General features: G+C 63.4%; 15 protein-coding genes. 3 read left to right on the forward strand and 12 right to left on the reverse strand.

Features of this window, described 5'->3' with window-relative positions; all coding sequences use genetic code 11:
• Positions 1 to 59: 59 nt before the first annotated feature.
• Positions 60 to 932: a MurR/RpiR family transcriptional regulator gene (locus ACWNZ3_RS15150; protein ID WP_269361521.1), complete on the forward strand. Its 873-nt coding sequence runs from the start codon at positions 60 to 62 to the stop codon at positions 930 to 932.
• A 323-nt stretch (positions 933 to 1,255) separates the two neighbouring features.
• Here the strand turns inward: ACWNZ3_RS15150 and ccoS are convergent, their stop codons facing one another.
• From ccoS to fnrL, 9 genes are all read right to left on the reverse strand, one after another.
• Positions 1,256 to 1,396, reverse strand: a complete 141-nt coding sequence (ccoS, locus tag ACWNZ3_RS15155; RefSeq protein WP_496900457.1) for a cbb3-type cytochrome oxidase assembly protein CcoS — start codon at positions 1,394 to 1,396, stop codon at positions 1,256 to 1,258.
• Positions 1,393 to 3,510, reverse strand: a complete 2,118-nt coding sequence (locus ACWNZ3_RS15160) for a heavy metal translocating P-type ATPase (protein WP_496900458.1) — start codon at positions 3,508 to 3,510, stop codon at positions 1,393 to 1,395. The genes ccoS and ACWNZ3_RS15160 overlap by 4 nt, the downstream gene beginning before the upstream one ends.
• A complete protein-coding gene (locus ACWNZ3_RS15165) occupies positions 3,507 to 3,959 on the reverse strand; it encodes a FixH family protein (protein WP_496900459.1) in 453 nt (150 codons plus the stop codon). Before ACWNZ3_RS15165 ends, ACWNZ3_RS15160 begins: the two co-directional genes overlap by 4 nt.
• Positions 3,956 to 5,503 (reverse strand): cytochrome c oxidase accessory protein CcoG, encoded by a 1,548-nt coding sequence (gene ccoG / locus ACWNZ3_RS15170; RefSeq protein ID WP_496900460.1) that lies wholly within the window; start codon positions 5,501 to 5,503, stop codon positions 3,956 to 3,958. The genes ACWNZ3_RS15165 and ccoG overlap by 4 nt, the downstream gene beginning before the upstream one ends.
• Before the next feature lie 545 nt (positions 5,504 to 6,048).
• Positions 6,049 to 6,912 (reverse strand): cytochrome-c oxidase, cbb3-type subunit III, encoded by an 864-nt coding sequence (gene ccoP / locus ACWNZ3_RS15175; RefSeq protein WP_496900461.1) that lies wholly within the window; start codon positions 6,910 to 6,912, stop codon positions 6,049 to 6,051.
• Positions 6,905 to 7,141 carry a cbb3-type cytochrome c oxidase subunit 3 gene (locus ACWNZ3_RS15180; RefSeq protein WP_496900462.1) on the reverse strand — a complete coding sequence of 79 codons (237 nt, stop codon included), beginning with the start codon at positions 7,139 to 7,141 and terminating at the stop codon, positions 6,905 to 6,907. Before ACWNZ3_RS15180 ends, ccoP begins: the two co-directional genes overlap by 8 nt.
• Positions 7,142 to 7,152: 11 nt before the next feature.
• Positions 7,153 to 7,878, reverse strand: a complete 726-nt coding sequence (gene ccoO / locus ACWNZ3_RS15185; RefSeq protein ID WP_496900463.1) for a cytochrome-c oxidase, cbb3-type subunit II — start codon at positions 7,876 to 7,878, stop codon at positions 7,153 to 7,155.
• A gap of 10 nt (positions 7,879 to 7,888) precedes the next feature.
• Positions 7,889 to 9,508: a cytochrome-c oxidase, cbb3-type subunit I gene (gene ccoN / locus ACWNZ3_RS15190; protein ID WP_496901911.1), complete on the reverse strand. Its 1,620-nt coding sequence runs from the start codon at positions 9,506 to 9,508 to the stop codon at positions 7,889 to 7,891.
• Positions 9,509 to 9,646: 138 nt separating this feature from the next.
• Positions 9,647 to 10,378, reverse strand: coding sequence for a transcriptional regulator FnrL (fnrL, locus tag ACWNZ3_RS15195; protein ID WP_496900464.1), 732 nt, complete (start codon positions 10,376 to 10,378; stop codon positions 9,647 to 9,649).
• Positions 10,379 to 10,432: 54 nt separating this feature from the next.
• Between fnrL and hemN the strand changes: the two genes are divergently transcribed.
• Together hemN and ACWNZ3_RS15205 are read left to right on the forward strand one after the other, a co-directional pair.
• Positions 10,433 to 11,788 carry an oxygen-independent coproporphyrinogen III oxidase gene (hemN, locus tag ACWNZ3_RS15200; protein ID WP_496900465.1) on the forward strand — a complete coding sequence of 452 codons (1,356 nt, stop codon included), beginning with the start codon at positions 10,433 to 10,435 and terminating at the stop codon, positions 11,786 to 11,788.
• 256 nt (positions 11,789 to 12,044) lie between these two features.
• The gene (locus ACWNZ3_RS15205; protein WP_496900466.1) at positions 12,045 to 13,022 is read left to right on the forward strand and encodes a response regulator; all 978 of its coding nucleotides are present in this window, start codon (positions 12,045 to 12,047) and stop codon (positions 13,020 to 13,022) included.
• Here ACWNZ3_RS15205 and ACWNZ3_RS15210 read toward each other — a convergent pair.
• The 3 genes from ACWNZ3_RS15210 to ACWNZ3_RS15220 all read right to left on the reverse strand — a co-directional run bounded on the left by ACWNZ3_RS15210 (position 12,992) and on the right by ACWNZ3_RS15220 (position 19,454).
• Positions 12,992 to 13,378: a hypothetical protein gene (locus ACWNZ3_RS15210; RefSeq protein ID WP_269361542.1), complete on the reverse strand. Its 387-nt coding sequence runs from the start codon at positions 13,376 to 13,378 to the stop codon at positions 12,992 to 12,994. The genes ACWNZ3_RS15205 and ACWNZ3_RS15210 overlap by 31 nt on opposite strands.
• A 240-nt stretch (positions 13,379 to 13,618) precedes the next feature.
• Entirely contained in the window at positions 13,619 to 16,732 is a 3,114-nt protein-coding gene (locus ACWNZ3_RS15215; protein WP_496900467.1) for a BapA/Bap/LapF family prefix-like domain-containing protein, read from the reverse strand.
• A gap of 283 nt (positions 16,733 to 17,015) precedes the next feature.
• Positions 17,016 to 19,454 (reverse strand): BapA prefix-like domain-containing protein, encoded by a 2,439-nt coding sequence (locus ACWNZ3_RS15220; RefSeq protein ID WP_496900468.1) that lies wholly within the window; start codon positions 19,452 to 19,454, stop codon positions 17,016 to 17,018.
• Positions 19,455 to 19,507 lie beyond the last annotated feature (53 nt).

Here is a 19,507-nt window from a genome sequence, read left to right on the forward strand (position 1 = left end):
GAAAAATTTATCACAAGCACGAAGGCTTTGATAATTTTCCGATCAAATCCGGAGCAACGATGGCCGAAGCGCCCCTGACCATATCCGACCGCATCCAGCAAAAGCTGGAGGGGCTGACCCGCGCCGAACGCCAGCTGGCCCATTCGATTCTCGAAAACTACCCGGCCTCCGGGCTGGGCCCGCTGACCGCGCTGGCCAAGGATGCCGAGGTTTCCGTGCCGACAGTGGCCCGGATGGTGCAGAAGCTGGGTTTCCGCGGATACCCCGAATTCCAGGCCGAACTCCGCGAGGAACTGCGGGCCAAGGTCAAAGGGCCGATTGCCAAACACGACACCTGGGCAGACGGCGCGCCCGAGGGGCATATGCTGAACCGTTTCACCGACGCGGTGATCGACAACATCCGCCACACGCTAGGCCAGATCGACCCGAAGGCCTTTGACGCCGCCTGCGCGCTGGTGGGCGACACCAAACGTCACCTTTACATCGTGGGCGGGCGTGTCACCCATACGCTGGCCGAATATCTGTTCCTGCACATGCAGGTCATCCGCCCGCGGATCACCCATATCCAGTCCACCTCCAACACCTGGCCGCATTACCTGCTGGATGTGGCGCCGGGCGATGTATTCGTGATCTATGACGTGCGCCGCTACGAGAATAACACTTTGAAACTGGCCGAGATGGCCCATGCGCAGGGGGCCAGGGTGATCCTCTTCACCGACCAGTGGCGCTCTCCCGTGCATGAGCTGGCCGACATCAGCTTCAGCAGCCGGATCGTCGTGCCTTCGGCCTGGGATTCCGCCGCCACCACCCTGCTCTTGACCGAAACGATGATTTCCGCCGTTCAGAACCTCGACTGGGACAAGACCAAGACCCGGATGGAAGCGCTGGAGGACATGTTCGACCAGACCAAGCTGTTTCGGAAATTTACCTAGGGCCTGTGGACATTCGTGAAAATTGCAGTGAACGGCGGGATTGAGCCCGGAGTGCCGGATGCTGCAAGCCGGGCCAGCGCCTGCCCGGGGTGGGCGATGCCGACTTGTGTAAATGGCACTTTATTTCTCAACCATGATGAGTCCTATCGGGGGAATACCCAGCCTCACCAAATCGCCTACCCGTGGGGCGGGCAGGCGATGGCCCGGCGCCTTTGGCTTGTCCCGGGCCTGGGTGCCAGTGATCGACGACAGAAAGGTCCCGCTCAGCTGACCTTGTCCCATACCACGCCAGGAGCCTCAGTTGCGCGACATGCGACACCCGTCTATTCGTCGTCCAGCAGGATTCGCGCGGCATTGCCCTTGTCGTCGTCATACTGGTCCGACCGCACGGTCCACAGAAACCCCGCAAGGCCCACCCCGCCAAGGATCAGGGACACCGGGATCAGCACCACCAGAACATTCATTTCAGGCTCCTCATCCTTTGGGAATTCAACAGGACCGTGATGGAAGACAACGACATCGCCAGCGCCGCGGCAAGCGGTGTGGCAAACCCCGCCAGGGCCACCGGGACCGCGATGAAATTATAGGCCGCCGCGATGGCAAAGTTCTGGCGGGACAGCCGGCCCGTCGCCCGCGCCACCCGCAGCACCATGGGCAGATCGGCAAAACTGTCCCGCAGCACCACGACATCCGCCGCACTGCGCGAGGCGTCCAGCGCCTTTGCCGGCGCGATGGAGGCATGGGCGGAGGCAAGCGCTGCCGTATCGTTCAGCCCGTCGCCCACCATCAGCACCTTCTCGCCACGCGCGGCCAGTGTGTTCAGGCGACGCAGCTTGTCTTTCGGCCGGGCATTGGCGGTCACCGGCAGGTTGATCCTTGCCGCCAGCTGCGCTGCGGGACCCTCGGCGTCACCGGTCAGCACCTCACAGGGCAGATCAATCCCCGCCAGCGCCGCGCGCACGCCCGGACGCAACCCATCCGTCACTTCCAGCGGAATCGCCTGCGCCGTGCCGATGCGCAGGCCCAGACCGGGAAAATCAGCGCCCAGCCAGGGACCGCGCCCAAGGCGGATCATCTCGCCACCTTGGCGCAGCTCCACCCCCTGGCCCGCGACCTCCCTGATCTCTTCTGCGGCCGCCGCTTCGGTGTCGCCCAGCGCGGCAACCAACGCGCGTGCCAAGGGGTGATGCGAGGCTTCGGCCAGCGTCTTTGCCACAGCGCGGTCGGCGGGGGCCAGCGCTTCCGGCACCGCGACGCCCGGCATGGTCAGCGTGCCGGTCTTGTCGAATACCACATGGGTCACTTCCGCCAGACGCTCCAGCGCGGTGGCGCTGCGCACCAGAAACCCGGCAGAGAACAGGCGGCTGACAGCGGCGGTGGAAACGGCGGGCACCGCAAGGCCCAGCGCGCAGGGGCAGGTGATGATCAGCACCGCAATCGCCACATTCAGCGCATGGCGCATGTCGCCGGTCGCGATGGCCCAGCCCAGAAAGGCCGCCAGCGCCAGCAGATGCACGGCAGGCGCATAGACCTGCGCGGCGCGGTCGGCCAGCGCGGTATAGCTGTTGCGCGCATTCTCTGCCGTCTCGACCAGCACCGCCATGCGGCGCAGCGAGGTATCTTCCCCCACCGCCGTGGCCCGCAGGCGCAGGGGCGCGGCAAGGTTGATTTCACCCGCCTGCAGGGCCTGCCCTGCCGTCACCGCCACCGCAGCGCTTTCGCCGGTCAGAAACGACCGGTCCATCAGCGCCGCATCACTTATCAGCACCCCGTCCACCGGCACCCGCGCCCCGCAGGGCACGGCGATCACATCATCCACTGCCAGCGCCGTCAGCGGCACCGTTTGCAGGCCGCGCGCGGTCACGCGGTCGGCGGTATGCACCTCCAGCGCGGTCAGTTCCCGTGCGGCGGATCGCGCGGCGCTGCGCGTGCGGTGATCCATGTAGCGCCCGATCAGCAGGAAAAACGTCAGCGACAGCGCCGCATCGAAATAGGCATGCACCCCGCCATGCAGGGTCTCGAACAGGGACATGCCCGCCGCCAGCAGGATCGCCAGTGAAATCGGCACATCCATGTTCAGCCGCCACACCCGCAGCGCCGCCCAGGCATTGATAAAGAACGGCTGACCGGAATAGGCCACCACCGGAAGGGCGATCAGCGCCGAGATCAGGTGGAACAGGTCGCGGGTGGCATCGCTGGCCCCGGACCAGACCGCCACCGACAGCAGCATGACATTCATCATCGCAAAACCCGCAACCGCCATGCGCGTCAGCAGGGCGCGCCCTTCGGTGTCGCGCGCGCGGTCCAATGCGGCCAGATCCAGCGGATAGGCCTCGTAGCCCAGATCCTCCAGCACCGACAGCACCCGGTCGGGGTTCACCTGCCCCGACACGGAAAGCCGCTTCAGCGAGAGGTTCACCCGCACGTCCTGCACCCCCAGAACACCCGCCAGCCCCCGTTCGATCTTGCCGATACAGGCGGCGCAATGGACGCCGGGCAGCGAGAATTGCAGCGCCGGGCCGCTGGCCACATCCTGCGCCAGCGGCGCAGCCGCACAGGCGGGACAGGCCATGGTCATGACGGATGCCTCACAATGATGCGCTGCTGGAACAGCGTGCCATCCTCGGCCCGCGCCTTCAGCCGCAGGTTCCAGTTGCCGCGCCCGCCCTGCACGCTGGCGCGCAGGGCCGCGCCGTCAAAGGTGAACTCCGGCGTCTGATCCTGCGCAACGCTGGTGGCCCGCCCGAAGGTGGCGCTTTCGATCTGCGGCGCGATGGCCCTGCCCCCCTCCAGGATCACCAATTCAAGGTCATTGCCCCGCAAGGTGGCGGAGACCTCCCAGCCCAGCCCCAGCTGTGCGGTCTTGTCCCGGTCGAAGGACTGGCTGGCGACATAGGAATTCTTCACCTCCAGCCCCGGAAAGGTCCGCACGGCCTTGAAGGCCAGCGTCAGGTTGACCGCAATGATCACGCCAAAGGCCATCGAAAAGCCTGCAAAGACATGCCATCCCTTGATTTCACGTATCATTGTACTCTCCCGTTGAAACTGGTGGCGCGGCTGGCGCGGTCCCCGCTGGCGATGTCCTCGACCCAGATGCGCAGATCGGTGGTATGGGCGCTGGCCGCAGGGTCCTGCGGGCGCGCGGTGACATAGACCCGTTGCAGCACGGTGGTGTCGGTGGGCACGGTCACGTTCAGCCGGTTGGCCATGCCCTCCAGCTCGATCCGCAGGATCTCGGCGCTGGTCAGGCTCAGGTGAAACACGCGGTCCTCGCCCAGCTTGTTGCGCAGCCGCACGTCATAGATGTTGCGGATCGACCCGTCCGATTGCACCACATAGGTCGGGTTGCGCACCGGGCTGACTGTCAGTTCGATGTCCGACCGGATGAACAGCGCATAGACCAGCCCGGCGCCGATCAGCAGCCAGATCGCGGTGTAAAGCAGGGTACGAAGCCGCAGCACATGGCGCCAGATCGGTTTCGGCGCGGCACCCGCGCGCTCCTCCGCCTCGTCCGACAGCGCCATGTAGTCGATCAGCCCGCGCGGCTTGCCGATGCGCGCCATCACATCGTCGCAGGCGTCAATGCAAAGCGCGCAGGTAATGCATTCCATCTGCTGACCGTTGCGGATGTCGATCCCCATCGGGCAGACGTTCACGCAGGCCATGCAGTCGATGCAATCGCCATGCTCCTGCTCCGACGCGGTGGCTGTGGGCTGTCCGCCCGCCTGCAGCGCCCGGTTGGGGTAGGGTGTCGCGGGATAGCGCGCCGCCCCCGGGCCCGCGGCCCGCACCTCGCGCTCGGCCTTTTCGGCGGCGGCGCGGTCGCGCTTGCGCAGGTTGCCCTTGCCGCGCGGCTCGCCCCGCCAGTCGCGGTAGGCGACGGTGATCGTATCCGGGTCCATCATCGCGGCCTGGATGCGCGGCCAGGGGCACATGTAGATGCAGACCTGCTCGCGCATGAAACCGCCAAAGACAAAGGTGGTCGCGGTCAGCACCGCGATGGTGCCATAGGCCACGGGATGGGCCTGAAACTGCACCAGGTCGCGCAGCAGCGTCGGCGCATCGGTGAAATAGAACACCCAGGCCCCGCCGGTCGCCACCGCGATCATCAGCCAGACCGCCCATTTGGTCAGCCGCAGCCGCGCTTTGCGCAGGTCCCATTTCGCCTTGTGCAGGCGCAGCCGCGCGTTGCGGTCGCCTTCGATCCAGCGTTCGACAGCCAGGAACAGATCGGTCCAGACCGTCTGCGGGCAGGCATAGCCGCACCAGACCCGCCCCAGCGCCGAGGTGAACAGGAACAGCCCCAGCCCCGCCATGATCAGCAGACCCGCGACAAAGTAGAACTCATGCGGCCAGATCTCGATCCAGAAGAAATAGAAGCGCCGGTGCGCCATATCCACGAGCACCGCCTGATCCGGCAGGTTCGGCCCCCGGTCCCAGCGGATCCAGGGCGTCAGGTAATAGATGCCCAGGGTGATGAACATGATCCACCATTTGAAACGGCGGAAGGCCCCGGTGACACGCCGGGGAAAGATCGGCTCGCGGGCCGCATAGAGACTGGGAGTGGTCATTTCAAGATTCCTGTTCGCAAGACCTGTCTAAGGCCAGGTGCATCAGGCCGCCTTGATCTGGATCAAGACAGCACCTGTCGAATGCCGCGTATTTCCGATTCTTTCCGGACCCTTGACACGGCGTGCGCAGGGGTCTGCTCAGCGGGACGAAGCTGCCGTCCACCAGAGCCCGGAGTCAAGGTGCGCAGCACCGCCGGGCAGCGCCCGACCGCCCCATGGGCGGGCGCTTTCTCACCGTATTGCGGTTCATCATCCCCACGCCAAAGATTAGAAATAAAGTGGCACCCACGGACGTTCCGCTGCCCACCCGCGGCCAGGCGCTGCCCTGTGTGGTTAAGTCACTTTGGGCTCGTTCCCGACCTTCGCTGCATTTTTCACGAATGACCGCGGATCTACTGCACGTCCTTCGGACGCAGCGCCGCGATCCGGGTCGGCGACGTGACGCAAAAGTCCGTTTTGCATTGCAACTGACAGCACCCGAAGCGGCGACGGTTTGCGAACAGGGCCGCTTCGGGGCGGGCTGCCCTTGGGCAGCCGGGGTCTGTCTACTCGCCCCCTCCAAGGCTGTGAACGTAGACAGAAACGGCGCGGACATCCGCATCGGACAGGCGCTGGCCCCAGGCGGGCATCACCCCGAAACGCGCATCGCGCACCGTGGCAGTCAGCGTGTCGCGGTCACCGCCATAAAGCCAGATCGCATCCGTCAGGTCAGGCGCCCCCATCTCGCGGTTGCCCTCTGCCCCGTCGCCGTGACAGGCGGCGCAATTGTCCGCAAAGACGGTGCTGCCGCTCTCGGCCAGCGCGCGGTCATAGTCATCCGACGACAGGCTGACCACATGTTCCACAACCGCCTCGATCTCTGCCTTGGGCAATATGTCGCCAAAGGCCGGCATCTGCGAATAACGCGCATCCGGGTCGGTTTCGTTGCGGATGCCGTGGTTCACCGTGGTCGCGATGTTTTCGATATCCCCACCCCAGAGCCAGTCGTCATCCAGCAGGTTGGGATAGCCCTTGGCCCCCGCCGCCCCGGCCCCGTGGCACTGGCTGCACTGGGCGCGGAACACGGAACCGCCCCGCGCGGTGGCATAGCGCCGCAGCCCCTCGGCATCGTCAAGCGCGGTCAGATCCGCCGCCTCAAGCGCCGCCGCCAGCTCAGCGTTCTTCGCCTCATGCGCCGCGATGTCGGCGGCAACCTCGGCCCGCGTGGAATAGCCCAGCAGCCCCGAGGTCGCGCCCGAGATCATCGGCCAGGCGGGATAGGCGATGGTATAGCCCACCCCCCAGATGATCGTGGCATAGAGCGTCCAGAGCCACCAGCGCGGCAGCGGGTTGTTCAGCTCCTCGATGCCGTCCCAGCTGTGGCCCGTGGTTTCCACCCCGGTGGTATCGTCGATCTTGCGGTCAGACATTGTGCTTGTCCTCGAAAGTGTAACGGGACGGCGCGCAGGCGCAGGTGGCGCAGGTGCCCTTGCAGGGCGCCTTGGCGTCGTCGTCGCGGAAGGGGATCATCGCGGCATCCTGCCGGGCGCGGCTCTGGCTTGGCAAAAAGGCCCAGATGGCGGTGCCCGTGAAGAAGCCGAACATGGCCAGCAGGACCCAGCTGTCGGCGATCTGGCGAAGAAGGGAATAGGTATCCATGTCGGTGCCTCCTAGCGGGTTTCATCCGGGGTGAAGGTCGAGAAATCGACCATGGTGCCCATGACCTGCAGATAGGCGATCAGCGCGTCCATCTCGGTCAGCCCGGGCTGGCCGTCGAAATTGCCCACCGCCGCGCCGGGATAGCGTTCCACCAGCCCGTCCCAGTCGCCTTCGGGATCGGCCTGCACCCGGAAATCCGCCCGGGCCGAGGTGATCTGCGCGTCGGTATAGGGCACACCCACCAGGCGGTGCGTGGACAGCAGATCTTCGATATGGTCGGCCTCGATCCGCTTGTCGGCAAGAAAGGCGTATTTCGGCATGATGCTTTCGGGCACCACGGATTGCGGGTCCATCAGGTGATCCACATGCCAGGCATCGGAATACCGCCCGCCAACCCGCGCCAGATCAGGCCCGGTGCGTTTGGACCCCCATTGGAACGGGTGGTCATACATCGATTCCGCCGCCAGCGAATAATGCCCATAGCGCTCCACCTCGTCGCGCATCGGGCGGATCATCTGGCTGTGGCAGACATAGCAGCCCTCGCGCACATAGATGTCGCGCCCGGTCAGTTCCAGCGGGCTGTAGGGGCGCACGCCCTCGACCTCTTCGATCGTGTTCTCCAGCCAGAACAGCGGTGCGATTTCCACGATCCCGCCGACGGTGACCACCAGCAGCGAAAAGGTCAAAAGCAGCGTCGGGCTTTTCTCAAGGATGGCGTGTTTGTCAAGAATGGCCATGGTATGCTCCTTATTCGGCGGGTGTTGCAGTGGCGGATGTGCCGGGCAGCGCGACGGTGGCGGGCTGTGCCCCGCGGATCGTCATCCACATGTTCCAGACCATGATCAGCGCCCCGGAGAGGAACATGACGCCGCCCAATCCGCGCACCACATACATCGGGAACTTGGCGCTCACGGTGTCGGCAAAGGAATTGACGAGGAACCCCTGGTCATCGACCTCGCGCCACATCAGCCCTTCCATGATGCCGGTGACCCACATCGACGCGGCATAAAGAACGATGCCAAGCGTCGCGAGCCAGAAGTGCCAGCTGATCGCGGACATGGAATACATCTGCTTGCGGCCCCAGAGTTTCGGCGTGAGGAAATAGAGGCAGGCAAAGGTGATCATCCCGTTCCAGCCAAGCGCGCCGGAATGCACATGCCCGATGGTCCAGTCAGTGTAGTGGCTGAGGCTGTTGACCGCGCGGATCGACATCATCGGCCCTTCGAAGGTGGACATGCCGTAGAACCCCAGGCTCAGCACGAACATCCGCAGGATCGGATCGGTGCGCAGCTTGTCCCAGGCGCCCTGCAGGGTCATCAGACCGTTGATCATGCCGCCCCAGCTGGGCATCCACAGGATGATCGAGAACACCATCCCCAGTGTCGAGGCCCAGTCCGGCAGCGCGGTGTAATGCAAATGGTGCGGTCCGGCCCAGATATAAAGAAAAATAAGCGCCCAGAAGTGAATGATACTCAGCTTATAGCTGTAAACCGGGCGCCCCGCCTGTTTCGGAACGAAGTAATACATCATCCCCAGGAAACCGGCGGTCAAAAAGAAGCCGACCGCGTTATGGCCATACCACCACTGGGTCATTGCATCCTGCACGCCCGAGAATACCTGCACAGACTTGCTGCCCCAGATGCTGACCGGGACCGACAGGTTGTTGACCACATGCAGCATCGCCACGGTGATGATGAACGCCAGGTAGAACCAGTTGGCGACATAGATGTGCTTTTCCCGGCGCTTGATGATCGTGCCCAGGAAAACCGCAAGGTAAGCCAGCCAGACAACTGTCAGCCAGAGGTCCACGTACCATTCGGGTTCCGCATATTCCTTGGATTGGGTGGACCCCAGCAGATAGCCGGTGGCGGCCAGCACGATGAACAGCTGGTAACCCCAGAACACGAACCACCCGGTCCGCCCGCCCCAGAGCCGCACGCCGCTGGTGCGCTGCACCACATAGAACGACGTGGCGATCAGCGCGTTGCCGCCAAAGGCAAAGATCACCGCCGATGTGTGCAGCGGCCGGAGCCGCCCGAAGTTGGTAAAGGGCTGGCCCCAGTCAAAGTTGAGCGCCGGAAAGGCCAGCTGAAAGGCGATGAAAGTGCCGACCAGAAATCCCGCGATGCCCCAAAACGCCGTGGCGATCACCCCGGCCCGGATCACCCCGTCGGCATAGATGCCGTCCTGGGCCGGCCCGGCCTGTCGCGGCTCATCGGTGTTGCGCAACACCCAGATGAACATCGCAAAGGCGATCACCATGATCAGGAACGCATGTACCTGATAGGCAAGGTCATGCCCCCAGCTGGCCGCAATGGCGGCGATCAGCGTGACAAGACCCAAAAGGATGAGTTTCACATAGTCCATATTCATGCCCTCAATTCAGTAAGAGCATCGCGGGACGCTCCTGTTCGCAGGACATCTCTAGGAATATGGGCGCGCGCCCACTTTGATCTGAATCAACTTCCGCAGAAAATGATGCGGGAAACCGTCAGCTTCGCCTTGTCAGGAAAGGATACCACCGTCGGAATCATCGCCGGTGGCTTCCTGAAGCGCGACGATATCCAGAATCTCGAACTGGCGACGGTCGGTGAAATCGACCACGCCTTCCTTTTTCAGCGCGCTGAACTGGCGGCTTACGGTCTCAAGCGTCAGCCCGAGGTAATTGGCGATCTGGTCGCGGGTCATCGGCAGCTGGATCGTGGTGTTTGCCAGCGGTTCGGTCCCCTGCGACCGGCGCACCAGCATGTCGATGAAGGTGGCGATCTTCTCCCGCGCGGATTTGCGGCCCAAAAGCAGCATCCAGTCCCGCGCGGCATCCAGCTCGTCCAGCGCCAGTTCCATCAGCCGCTGCGCCACATGGGGGGTTTCATCGACCAGCTTTTCAAAAGGTTTGCGGTCGAAACAGCACAGGGTCACATCGGTTGTGGCGGTCACGTCGAATTCGATCAGCTTCCGGCCCGGCCTGCCGATGAAATCCGAAGGCAGCAAAAGACCCACCATCTGGGTCCGCCCGTCCTCCATCGTCTTGGAGAGGGAGACGACACCGGCAACCAGAGAGGCCACGAAGTTCAGCGGCTCCCCCCGCCACAGGATAACCTCCCCCGCCGCATAGCTGCGGTAGGATTTCATCCCCTCCAGCACTTCCAGCTCATCCGTATCGCAACGCGCACAGACGGCGCGATGCCGGATCGGACATTCGCTGCATTTGACGCGGGTCAGTGAAGGTATCGCCATGGTGTCTTGATCTAAATCAAAGAAGGACTCTCCCATGCAACCCTAGAAACACTTATGCACAGCTTCAACACACTTCGCCGCCACGGGCTTTTTGACGCACGTGTGCCCCGCTACACCAGCTATCCGCCGGCCAATCATTTTCAGAATGATTTCGGCCAGCGCCATCAGGTGGACTGGCTGCGGGCGGTGCCGCAGGACAGGGATATTTCCGTCTATGTTCACATCCCCTTTTGCAAGCGGCTGTGCTGGTTCTGCGCCTGCCGGACCCAGGGCACCAGAACCTTGCGCCCGGTCGACGCCTATGTCGCGATCCTGCTGAAAGAGATCGAAACAATCCGCCAGACCCTGCCGCCGGGCATCCGCATGGCGCGTCTGCATCTGGGCGGCGGCACACCGACCATCCTGCCCTGCGGCACCATGTCGGCCTTGCTGAACGCGCTCTTCGCCGCTTTCGAGCGCAGCGCGGATTTCGAGTTTTCCGTCGAAATCGACCCGACCGAAGCCCCCGACGATCTGCTGCAACTGCTGATCGACGCGGGCATGAACCGGGCCAGTGTCGGGGTGCAGGATTTTGCCCGGCCCGTGCAACAGGCCATCGGACGCAGCCAGTCCCTGTCACAGACCCGCCATGTCATCGACCTGATGCGCAGCCAGGGCGTGGCCAGCCTGAACCTCGACCTGCTTTACGGGCTGCCGCACCAGACCTCGCTGAGCTTTGGCCAGACTCTGCGCCACGTGGCCCGGATGCGCCCCGACCGGCTGGCGATCTATGGCTATGCCCATGTGCCCTGGATGTCGAAACGCCAGATCATGATCAAGGCTGCCGACCTGCCCGACAACGAGACCCGCTTTGCCCTGGCCGAACAGGCACGCGCGGCCTTTCTTGCCGAAGGCTATGACAGCATCGGCATCGACCATTTCGCCCTGCCCTCCGACAGCCTTTCCCGAGCCGCCGTCACGGGCAGGCTGCGGCGCAACTTTCAGGGCTATACCGACGATCAGGGCGAAACCCTGATCGGTCTGGGGGCCTCGGCGATATCGCGCTTTCCCGGCGGATACATGCAGAACGCCACCGCCACCTCCGCCTATCAGGACCGGGTCACAAGCAGCGGCCTGGCCGCGCACAAGGGCTATGGCATGACAGCGCAGGACCAGCTGATCGCCCGCATCATCGAAGACCTGATGTGCCGCTTTGTCTATGACGAGGCCGCGCTGCGTGACAGCTTCCCCGAACAGGCCGCGCTGATCCGCCAGACCGGCATTTCGCTGATGACCCGCTTCACCGATGTCTTTTACATCAGCGAAGCCGGCCTGAAGATGCGCATCGACACCCGCCCGCTGGTGCGTGTCATCGCCAGCCATGTGGATGCCTTCGCCTCGGAGGCAACCGCACATTCGGCAGCGATATGATCGCGACCCGCGTGGTTCGGATTTCTTGCCCAACGGTACAAAATTGAGCGCAAAAAAGCCCTAAAAATGACATGGTTGGCGATATAGTCTTTAGTATGTACAATACTAAGGTATGTATCTTAAGCGCGTAGAAAGGTTACTGACTGCCGTGACTCCTTCGTCACCCCGACGCCGATCCGGCAGGAAGTACGTCATCGAAACTTGAATTCTCCGGCTCTGATCTGTGCCTGCCAAACCACGGTTAAAGGAAACCACCATGAAAATACTCGCCGTAGATGACGATTCCTTCATGCTCGACTTCTTGCCGGCGATCCTGAAGGAAGCGGATTTTCCGGATGTGACCGTTGCATCCTCCGGACAGGAAGCGCTGCGCATCCTGGAAAATGCGACAGAACCCTTCGATTGCCTGCTGCTCGACATCGTCATGCCCGACATGGACGGGATCACGCTCTGCCGGAAAGTGCGCGAGATGCGTAGCTACCGGACAACGCCGATCACGATGCTCACCCTCAAGACCGATACGGTTTCGATCGAAAAGGCCTTTGCCGCAGGGGCCAATGATTACATTTTCAAACCCTTCGAAGTCCGCGAGATTGCGCGCCGCCTCCGGGTCACTCAGCGGATGCTGGACACGACGGAAGTCGCAATGCGGGTCGATCCGCAGATGATGCTGCCGGACGGAGAACGCGGCCAGCATGTTTTCTCACTCGAAGATCCGGTTTACGTTCTGGGGATCCATCAGCTGGTCCCCCCCTTCACCCTTGGCAACTACCTGTCGCAGCTCTCGCGCAAGAATCTCAATTCCTGCCATGTCTTCTGCGCACAGGTCGAGGATATCACAACCCTCTACGCCCATTGCACCAGCCGGGAATATGTCATGGCCATTGCCGCCGGCGCGCGGGCCATTGGCCGGGTTGTGGACAGGCCGCAACTTCTCATGGCGCATATCGGAAGCGGCACGCTCCTGGGCATTCTCACCGGCGACAGCCTGCCGGAATGGCCACATATCGAGGAAGATGTGCAAAGAGAACTGAAGACCCTGACCCCCTGGGATCAGGACTCGCTCGATATCCCGATCAGCATCTCGCTGGGCCGCCCGATCCAGCCGAACGCCCACCGGACACAGCGGGTCAAGAACACCTTTGACCGGGCGATCGGCCGGCTGGTCGAGCGCCAGAAAACCATGCACAAGGCACTGCTTGGTCACACGCCCGCGGTATCATCCGCACGCTGATCGCCTGACCGCGACAGACGCAGATCTTCAGACGCGGCCCGACACGGTTCTTCCGGTCGGGCCGTTTTCTTTTGTTCAGGCAGGGTGTCAGATGCGATGCCGGCAACATGGAACTGGCGCAGGATATCGGCACGGATCACGGCGGCCACCTTCATCGCGCTGGCCCCGCCCAGCAGGAACGCGATCACCACGGTCCAGGCGACACCGCCCATAAGATAGACGACGGTGGCGGCGACGATCGCATAGATCAGGCCGATCAGCGCCACGCTTGCGGGGGGAACAAAGGAAAGCCAATCGGATGCAAAAGCCTGGCTTTCGCGCTTTCCGGCCCCGTCCTTGGTTTTTGTGCTGTGCAATTTCAGCCCCTGATCTTGTCGGCATTGTCGAGATCGGCAAGTGGTCGACCCCGGTCTGCAAATCCTTGGAAGGTCACGCTGTCGTCCGCTCGGGCTAAGAGAAATGATGATCGTTAAAAAGGAACGGCTGCCTGCGCAGCCCTGTACTCCCGATTGGTCCTTGAACTGGCTTGGCCCCCCGCAGTCTTGCGACTTGAGCGAGGGGCCAATCCGTTGGCTTTTATGGTTCAGCTCAGGCGATCAGATGTCGCCCAGGCCGTCGTTGCCCAGAAGCCCGCCCAGCAGGTCACTGGCATCGGAGAGCGTTTCACCAAGCGGGTTGCTGCCGCCCAGCAATCCGCCGCCGAGCACGTCACCCAGCGGGCCGTCCTCTCCGGTCAGACCACCGAGCACGTCACCCAGAGGACCGTCTTCGCCAGTCAGGCCGCCAAGCACGTCACCCACCAGGTCACCCTCTCCGGTCAGACCACCAAGCAGATCACCCACCAGGTCGTCCTCTCCGGTCAGGCCACCGAGTACGTCACCCAGCGGACCGTCTTCTCCGACAACCCCGCCAAGTACGTCACCCAGAGGGCCATCCTCGCCGGTCAGACCACCGAGCACGTCACCCAGAGGACCGTCTTCTCCGACAACCCCGCCAAGAACGTCACCCAGAGGGCCATCCTCGCCGGTCAGGCCACCCAGCAGACCACCCACAAGGTCGTCCTCACCGGTCAGGCCACCGAGCAGACCGCCCACAAGGCCGTCATCTCCGGTGAGGCCACCGAGTACGTCGCCCAGCGGACCGTCTTCTCCGACAACCCCGCCAAGTACGTCACCCAGAGGGCCATCCTCACCGAGCAGACCACCCACAAGGCCGTCATCTCCGGTCAGGCCACCGAGTACATCACCCAGAGGACCGTCTTCACCGACAACCCCGCCAAGCACGCCATCCAGTGGGCTGCCCTCACCGATCAGACCGCCCACAAGGCCGTCTTCGCCGGTCAGGCCATCGAGCAGACCGCCTACCAGGCCATCTTCTCCGGTCACGCCACCGAGTACATCACCCAGGGGGCCATCCTCGCCGATAACACCACCGAGCACATCACCCAGGGGGCCATCTTCGCCGAGGACACCGCCGAGCACGTCACCCAGAGGACCGTCTTCGCCGATAACACCGCCGAGCACATCACCCAGGGGGCCATCCTCGCCGACAACACCGCCGAGCACATCACCCAGAGGGCCATCTTCGCCGAGGACACCGCCGAGCACGTCACCCAGGGGGCCATCCTCGCCGAGGACACCGCCGAGCACGTCACCCAGAGGACCGTCTTCGCCGACAACACCGCCGAGTACATCACCCAGAGGGCCATCTTCGCCGAGGACACCGCCAAGCAGGTCGCCCACCGGGCCATCCTCGCCGAGGACACCGCCCAGTATGCCGTCCACCAGGCCATCTTCGCCGACAACATCGTCGAGCAGGTCACCCAGCGGCGCATCCTCGCCGATCAGATCGCCGACAACATCGCCCAGCGGGCCGTCTTCGCCGACAACATCACCAAGCAGATCACCCAGCGGGCCATCCTCTCCGATAACATCGTCCAGGATGTCGTTGTCGCCCAGCAGGCCACCGAGAAGGCCATCGTCGCCCAGGACACCATCCAGAAGACCGCCGGCAATGCCGTCACCTCCCGGCGTGCCGTCACCAAGCGTGCCGGTGCCGGTCAGATCCCCGACAAGTCCGTCGGAGCCGGTGGCGTCGGACAATTGCCCGTCGTTGCCGATAAGGTCGCCCAGCAGACCATCGGAACCCGTCAGGTCGCCAAGCAGGCCGGAGTTACCGGTGATGTCGCCCAGAAGGCCGCCATCCCCGATGAGCCCGTCGGCGATACCGACGTCCCCTGTTACGCCGTCGCCCAGCAGGGGCTGACCCAGAAGGTCATCACCCAGGTTGCCAAGCAGCGTTCCATCTCCGATCAGATCGCCCAGCAGGCCGTCCGAGCCGGTGATGTCACCAAGCGCCCCGGAGTTGCCAGTCAGGTCACCGAGCAGCCCGTCATCAGAGATGATCGGATCAAGGAAGCCCTGGTCACCAGCATCCGTAGGATCGGTCGGGTCCGTAGGATCGGTCGGATCGGTCGGGTCCGTAGGATCGGTCGGATCGGTCGGGTCCGTAGGATCGGTCGGATCGGTCGGGTCCGTAGGATCGGTCGGATCAGTCGGGTCCGTGGGATCGGTCGGATCAGTCGGGTCCGTAGGATCGGTCGGATCTGTTGGGTCCGTAGGATCGGTCGGATCAGTCGGGTCCGTGGGATCGGTCGGATCTGTCGGGTCCGTGGGATCGGTAGGATCAGTCGGGTCCGTAGGATCGGTCGGATCAGTCGGGTCCGTGGGATCGGTCGGATCAGTCGGGTCCGTGGGATCAGTCGGATCGGTCGGGTCCGTGGGATCGGTCGGATCGGTCGGGTCCGTGGGATCGGTCGGATCAGTCGGGTCCGTGGGATCGGTCGGATCAGTCGGGTCCGTAGGATCGGTCGGATCGGTCGGGTCCGTGGGATCGGTCGGATCGGTCGGGTCCGTGGGATCGGTCGGATCAGTCGGGTCCGTGGGATCAGTCGGATCGGTCGGGTCCGTGGGATCGGTCGGATCGGTCGGGTCCGTGGGATCGGTCGGATCTGTCGGGTCCGTGGGATCGGTCGGATCGGTCGGGTCCGTAGGATCGGTCGGATCTGTCGGGTCCGTGGGATCTGTCGGGTCCGTGGGATCGGTCGGATCTGTCGGGTCCGTGGGATCGGTCGGATCTGTCGGGTCCGTGGGATCAGTTGGATCGGTCGGGTCCGTAGGATCGGTCGGATCTGTCGGGTCCGTAGGATCGGTCGGATCGGTCGGGTCCGTGGGATCGGTCGGATCTGTCGGGTCCGTGGGATCAGTCGGATCGGTCGGGTCCGTGGGATCGGTCGGGTCCGTGGGATCAGTTGGATCGGTCGGGTCCGTAGGATCAGTCGGATCGGTCGGGTCCGTAGGATCGGTAGGATCAGTCGGATCAACGGGTCCACCGCCGCCGCCACCGGATGCGGCGGCAAGCAGGCCCAAACCACCAACGGCAGCTGCGATAATGCCCTCATCGGTCATTTCGCCACTGCCGCCGGCTTCGGGATCACCCTCGATACCGCTTTCATCACCATCGGCCAGGATCAGGCTGTGCAAAGAGCCGTCCATCGCTGGCTTGTAAAAGTCGACAACGGTGATCACGTCACCGTTTTTGAGGGTAATGAACAGGTCACTCCCCTTTCTTGCGTAATTGGCGATGTCAGACCGCTCTACGTCGATCTTGATGCCAATTTCAGGGCCAGCCTGGATGCTTCTGTTTGCCATGTTTGAACTCCTCATGGGTGCGCTTGCGGGCAAGGCGAACTAAAGTATGTAATGCAATCTTAAGTATATGAAAACCAGCCATCGGTATCTATGTCAATGCCGAATGGGTAGTTCTCACCCCTCTTGCCCCAGAAAGCACAACTTTTACGTGAAAGCACTGAAACTGCTGTTTTCAAATGAAAAAGCCCCGTCATTTGGCGGGGCTTTTCCGGATTCTCTTAGGATGGAAACAGTTTGTTTACATCCCGGTTACCGTGGCGGGCGGATTTGAACCCGCACCACCTCAGTTCAGGCCGTCAAGCAGATCGCCGCCCAGGTTGCCCAGAAGGCCGCCATCGCCGCCGTCGCCCAACAGGCCGACACCGATCAGATCACCAAGCAAGCCGTTCTGCCCGGTCACGTCACCCAGCAGCCCCATGTCGCAGACAATATCGCCCGCCAGGCCCTCTGACCCGGTCACCTCGCCCAGCACGCCTTCATTCCCCGTGAGATCGCCAAGCAGACCACCGTCCGCGATCACCGGGTCAAGCAGGCCATCTTCGGCACCGATACCGGCCAGCAGATCCCCGACAGTGCCCGAGAGGACACCACCAGCACCGTCGCCGCCAAGCAGGCCACCAACGAGGCCCTCGTCACCGAGGACGCCGTCGAGCAGACCGCCGTCACCGCCAAGCAGGCCACCAACGAGGCCCTCGTCGCCGAGCACACCGTCCAGCAGACCACCGTCGCCGCCAAGCAAGCCGCCAACGATACCCTCGTCACCGATCACGCCGTCCAGCAGACCACCGTCGCCACCAAGCAAGCCGCCAACGATACCCTCGTCACCGATCACGCCGTCCAGCAGACCACCGTCGCCACCAAGCAAGCCGCCAACGAGACCCTCGTCACCGATCACGCCGTCGAGCAGACCGCCGTCACCGCCGAGCAACCCGCCAACGATGCCTTCGTCACCGAGCACACCGTCCAGCAGACCGCCGTCACCGCCGAGCAAGCCGCCAACGATACCCTCGTCACCAAGGACACCATCCAGCAGGCCACCGTCGAGAAGGCCGCCATCACTGCCGTCGCCCAGCAGGCCGACACCGGTCAGGTCCCCGACCAGCCCGTTCTCCCCGGTCACGTCACCCAGCAGGCCCATGTCACCGACAAGATCGCCGGCCAGGCCGTCGGACCCGGTCACATCGCCCAGCAGGCCTTCGTTCCCGGTCACGTCACCGAGCAGACCACCGTCGGCGATCACCGGGTCGAGCAGGCCATCTTCGGCACCAATACCGGCCAACAGACCACCGTCACCGCCAAGCAGACCGCCAACGATACCCTCGTCGCCGAGGACACCATCCAGCAGGCCACCGTCGCCACCGAGCAAGCCACCAACGATGCCTTCGTCGCCGATCACGCCGTCAAGCAGGCCACCGTCGCCGCCGAGCAGACCGCCAACGATGCCTTCGTCACCGAGCACACCGTCCAGCAGACCACCGTCGCCACCAAGCAAGCCACCAACGATGCCTTCATCGCCGATCACGCCGTCCAGCAGACCGCCGTCACCGCCAAGCAGACCACCAACGAGGCCTTCATCGCCGAGCACGCCATCCAGGAGACCACCGTCGCCAGCAAGCAAGCCACCAACGATGCCTTCATCGCCGATCACGCCGTCCAGCAGACCGCCGTCACCGCCAAGCAGACCACCAACGAGGCCTTCATCGCCGAGCACGCCGTCCAGCAGACCACCGTCGCCACCAAGCAAGCCACCAACGATGCCTTCATCGCCGATCACACCGTCAAGGACCTCTTCCACGGTTTCAACGATTTCATCCACCGTGCCGCCTTCGCCAAGCAGACCATCGGTCAGACCGATGCCACCAAGCACATCGCCCAGCAGCGACTCTTCCGACAGAAGTCCGCCGGTCAGACTGCCCGATCCATCACTGTTCCCCAGAAGCCCGCCGCCGGTCAGGGTGCCGAGCAGGCCATCCTCTCCGGTGACGGGGCTGAGCAGGCCATCGTTGCCGACCAGATCGCCCAGCAAACCGTCGGAACCGGTAAGGTCGCCGAGCAGGCCGTCGTTGCCCGTGAGGTCGCCCAGCACGCCTTCGTCCGCGAGAATCGGGTCAAGAATACCCGCGTCCGCCGCATCAGTCGGTTCGGTCGGGTCCGTGGGATCAGTCGGATCGGTCGGATCTGTCGGGTCTGTAGGATCAGTAGGATCTGTCGGGTCCGTGGGATCAGTAGGATCTGTCGGATCAGTCGGGTCCGTGGGATCAGTAGGATCTGTCGGATCAGTCGGATCCGTGGGATCAGTAGGATCTGTCGGATCAGTCGGATCAGTCGGATCAGTGGGATCAGTGGGATCAGTCGGGTCCGTGGGATCAGTGGGATCGGTCGGATCCGTGGGATCTTCGCTGTCACTGGCCGTGGCAAGAAGCCCGGTTGCCAGCGCACCCAGGCCGGCACCGATCTGCTCCATGTTGGCACCCAGACCGGCGGCCTCTTCATCCTCGTTCCAGATGCCCTCGACACCGCTGTAGCTGCCGTCTGCCAGCATCAGCCGGTGGGGTACGCCTCCCTGCGCGGGATCGTAGAAATCGGAGACAACGATCTTGTTGCCATCCGCCAGCTCGACGACAAGGTCGTCACCTCTTTTCACATATTTGGAAATATCTGCTTTTGTTGCATTTATTTTCACCTCGACCATATTTCCGGCCCGGTATGAAGTCGTCGTCATATCACTTCCCTCTGTCTATCTATCGCTCACACGGAGCGTGTTCAGGCCCCCAC

This window comes from Sulfitobacter sp. IGS-18, assembly GCF_059628195.1.

Bases quoted from the DNA above. Each gene is read 5' to 3' on its own strand.
- ccoP (WP_496900461.1), bottom strand. From the start codon at position 6,912: ATGTCTGACCGCAAGATCGACGATACCACCGGGGTGGAAACCACGGGC.
- ACWNZ3_RS15160 (WP_496900458.1), bottom strand. From the start codon at position 3,510: ATGACCATGGCCTGTCCCGCCTGTGCGGCTGCGCCGCTGGCGCAGGAT.
- ccoO (WP_496900463.1), bottom strand. From the start codon at position 7,878: ATGGCCATTCTTGACAAACACGCCATCCTTGAGAAAAGCCCGACGCTG.
- ACWNZ3_RS15180 (WP_496900462.1), bottom strand. From the start codon at position 7,141: ATGGATACCTATTCCCTTCTTCGCCAGATCGCCGACAGCTGGGTCCTG.
- ACWNZ3_RS15150 (WP_269361521.1), top strand. From the start codon at position 60: ATGGCCGAAGCGCCCCTGACCATATCCGACCGCATCCAGCAAAAGCTG.
- hemN (WP_496900465.1), top strand. From the start codon at position 10,433: ATGCACAGCTTCAACACACTTCGCCGCCACGGGCTTTTTGACGCACGT.
- fnrL (WP_496900464.1), bottom strand. From the start codon at position 10,378: ATGGCGATACCTTCACTGACCCGCGTCAAATGCAGCGAATGTCCGATC.
- ACWNZ3_RS15215 (WP_496900467.1), bottom strand. From the start codon at position 16,732: ATGGCAAACAGAAGCATCCAGGCTGGCCCTGAAATTGGCATCAAGATC.
- ACWNZ3_RS15165 (WP_496900459.1), bottom strand. From the start codon at position 3,959: ATGATACGTGAAATCAAGGGATGGCATGTCTTTGCAGGCTTTTCGATG.
- ccoS (WP_496900457.1), bottom strand. From the start codon at position 1,396: ATGAATGTTCTGGTGGTGCTGATCCCGGTGTCCCTGATCCTTGGCGGG.
- ACWNZ3_RS15220 (WP_496900468.1), bottom strand. From the start codon at position 19,454: ATGACGACGACTTCATACCGGGCCGGAAATATGGTCGAGGTGAAAATA.
- ccoG (WP_496900460.1), bottom strand. From the start codon at position 5,503: ATGACCACTCCCAGTCTCTATGCGGCCCGCGAGCCGATCTTTCCCCGG.
- ACWNZ3_RS15205 (WP_496900466.1), top strand. From the start codon at position 12,045: ATGAAAATACTCGCCGTAGATGACGATTCCTTCATGCTCGACTTCTTG.
- ccoN (WP_496901911.1), bottom strand. From the start codon at position 9,508: ATGGACTATGTGAAACTCATCCTTTTGGGTCTTGTCACGCTGATCGCC.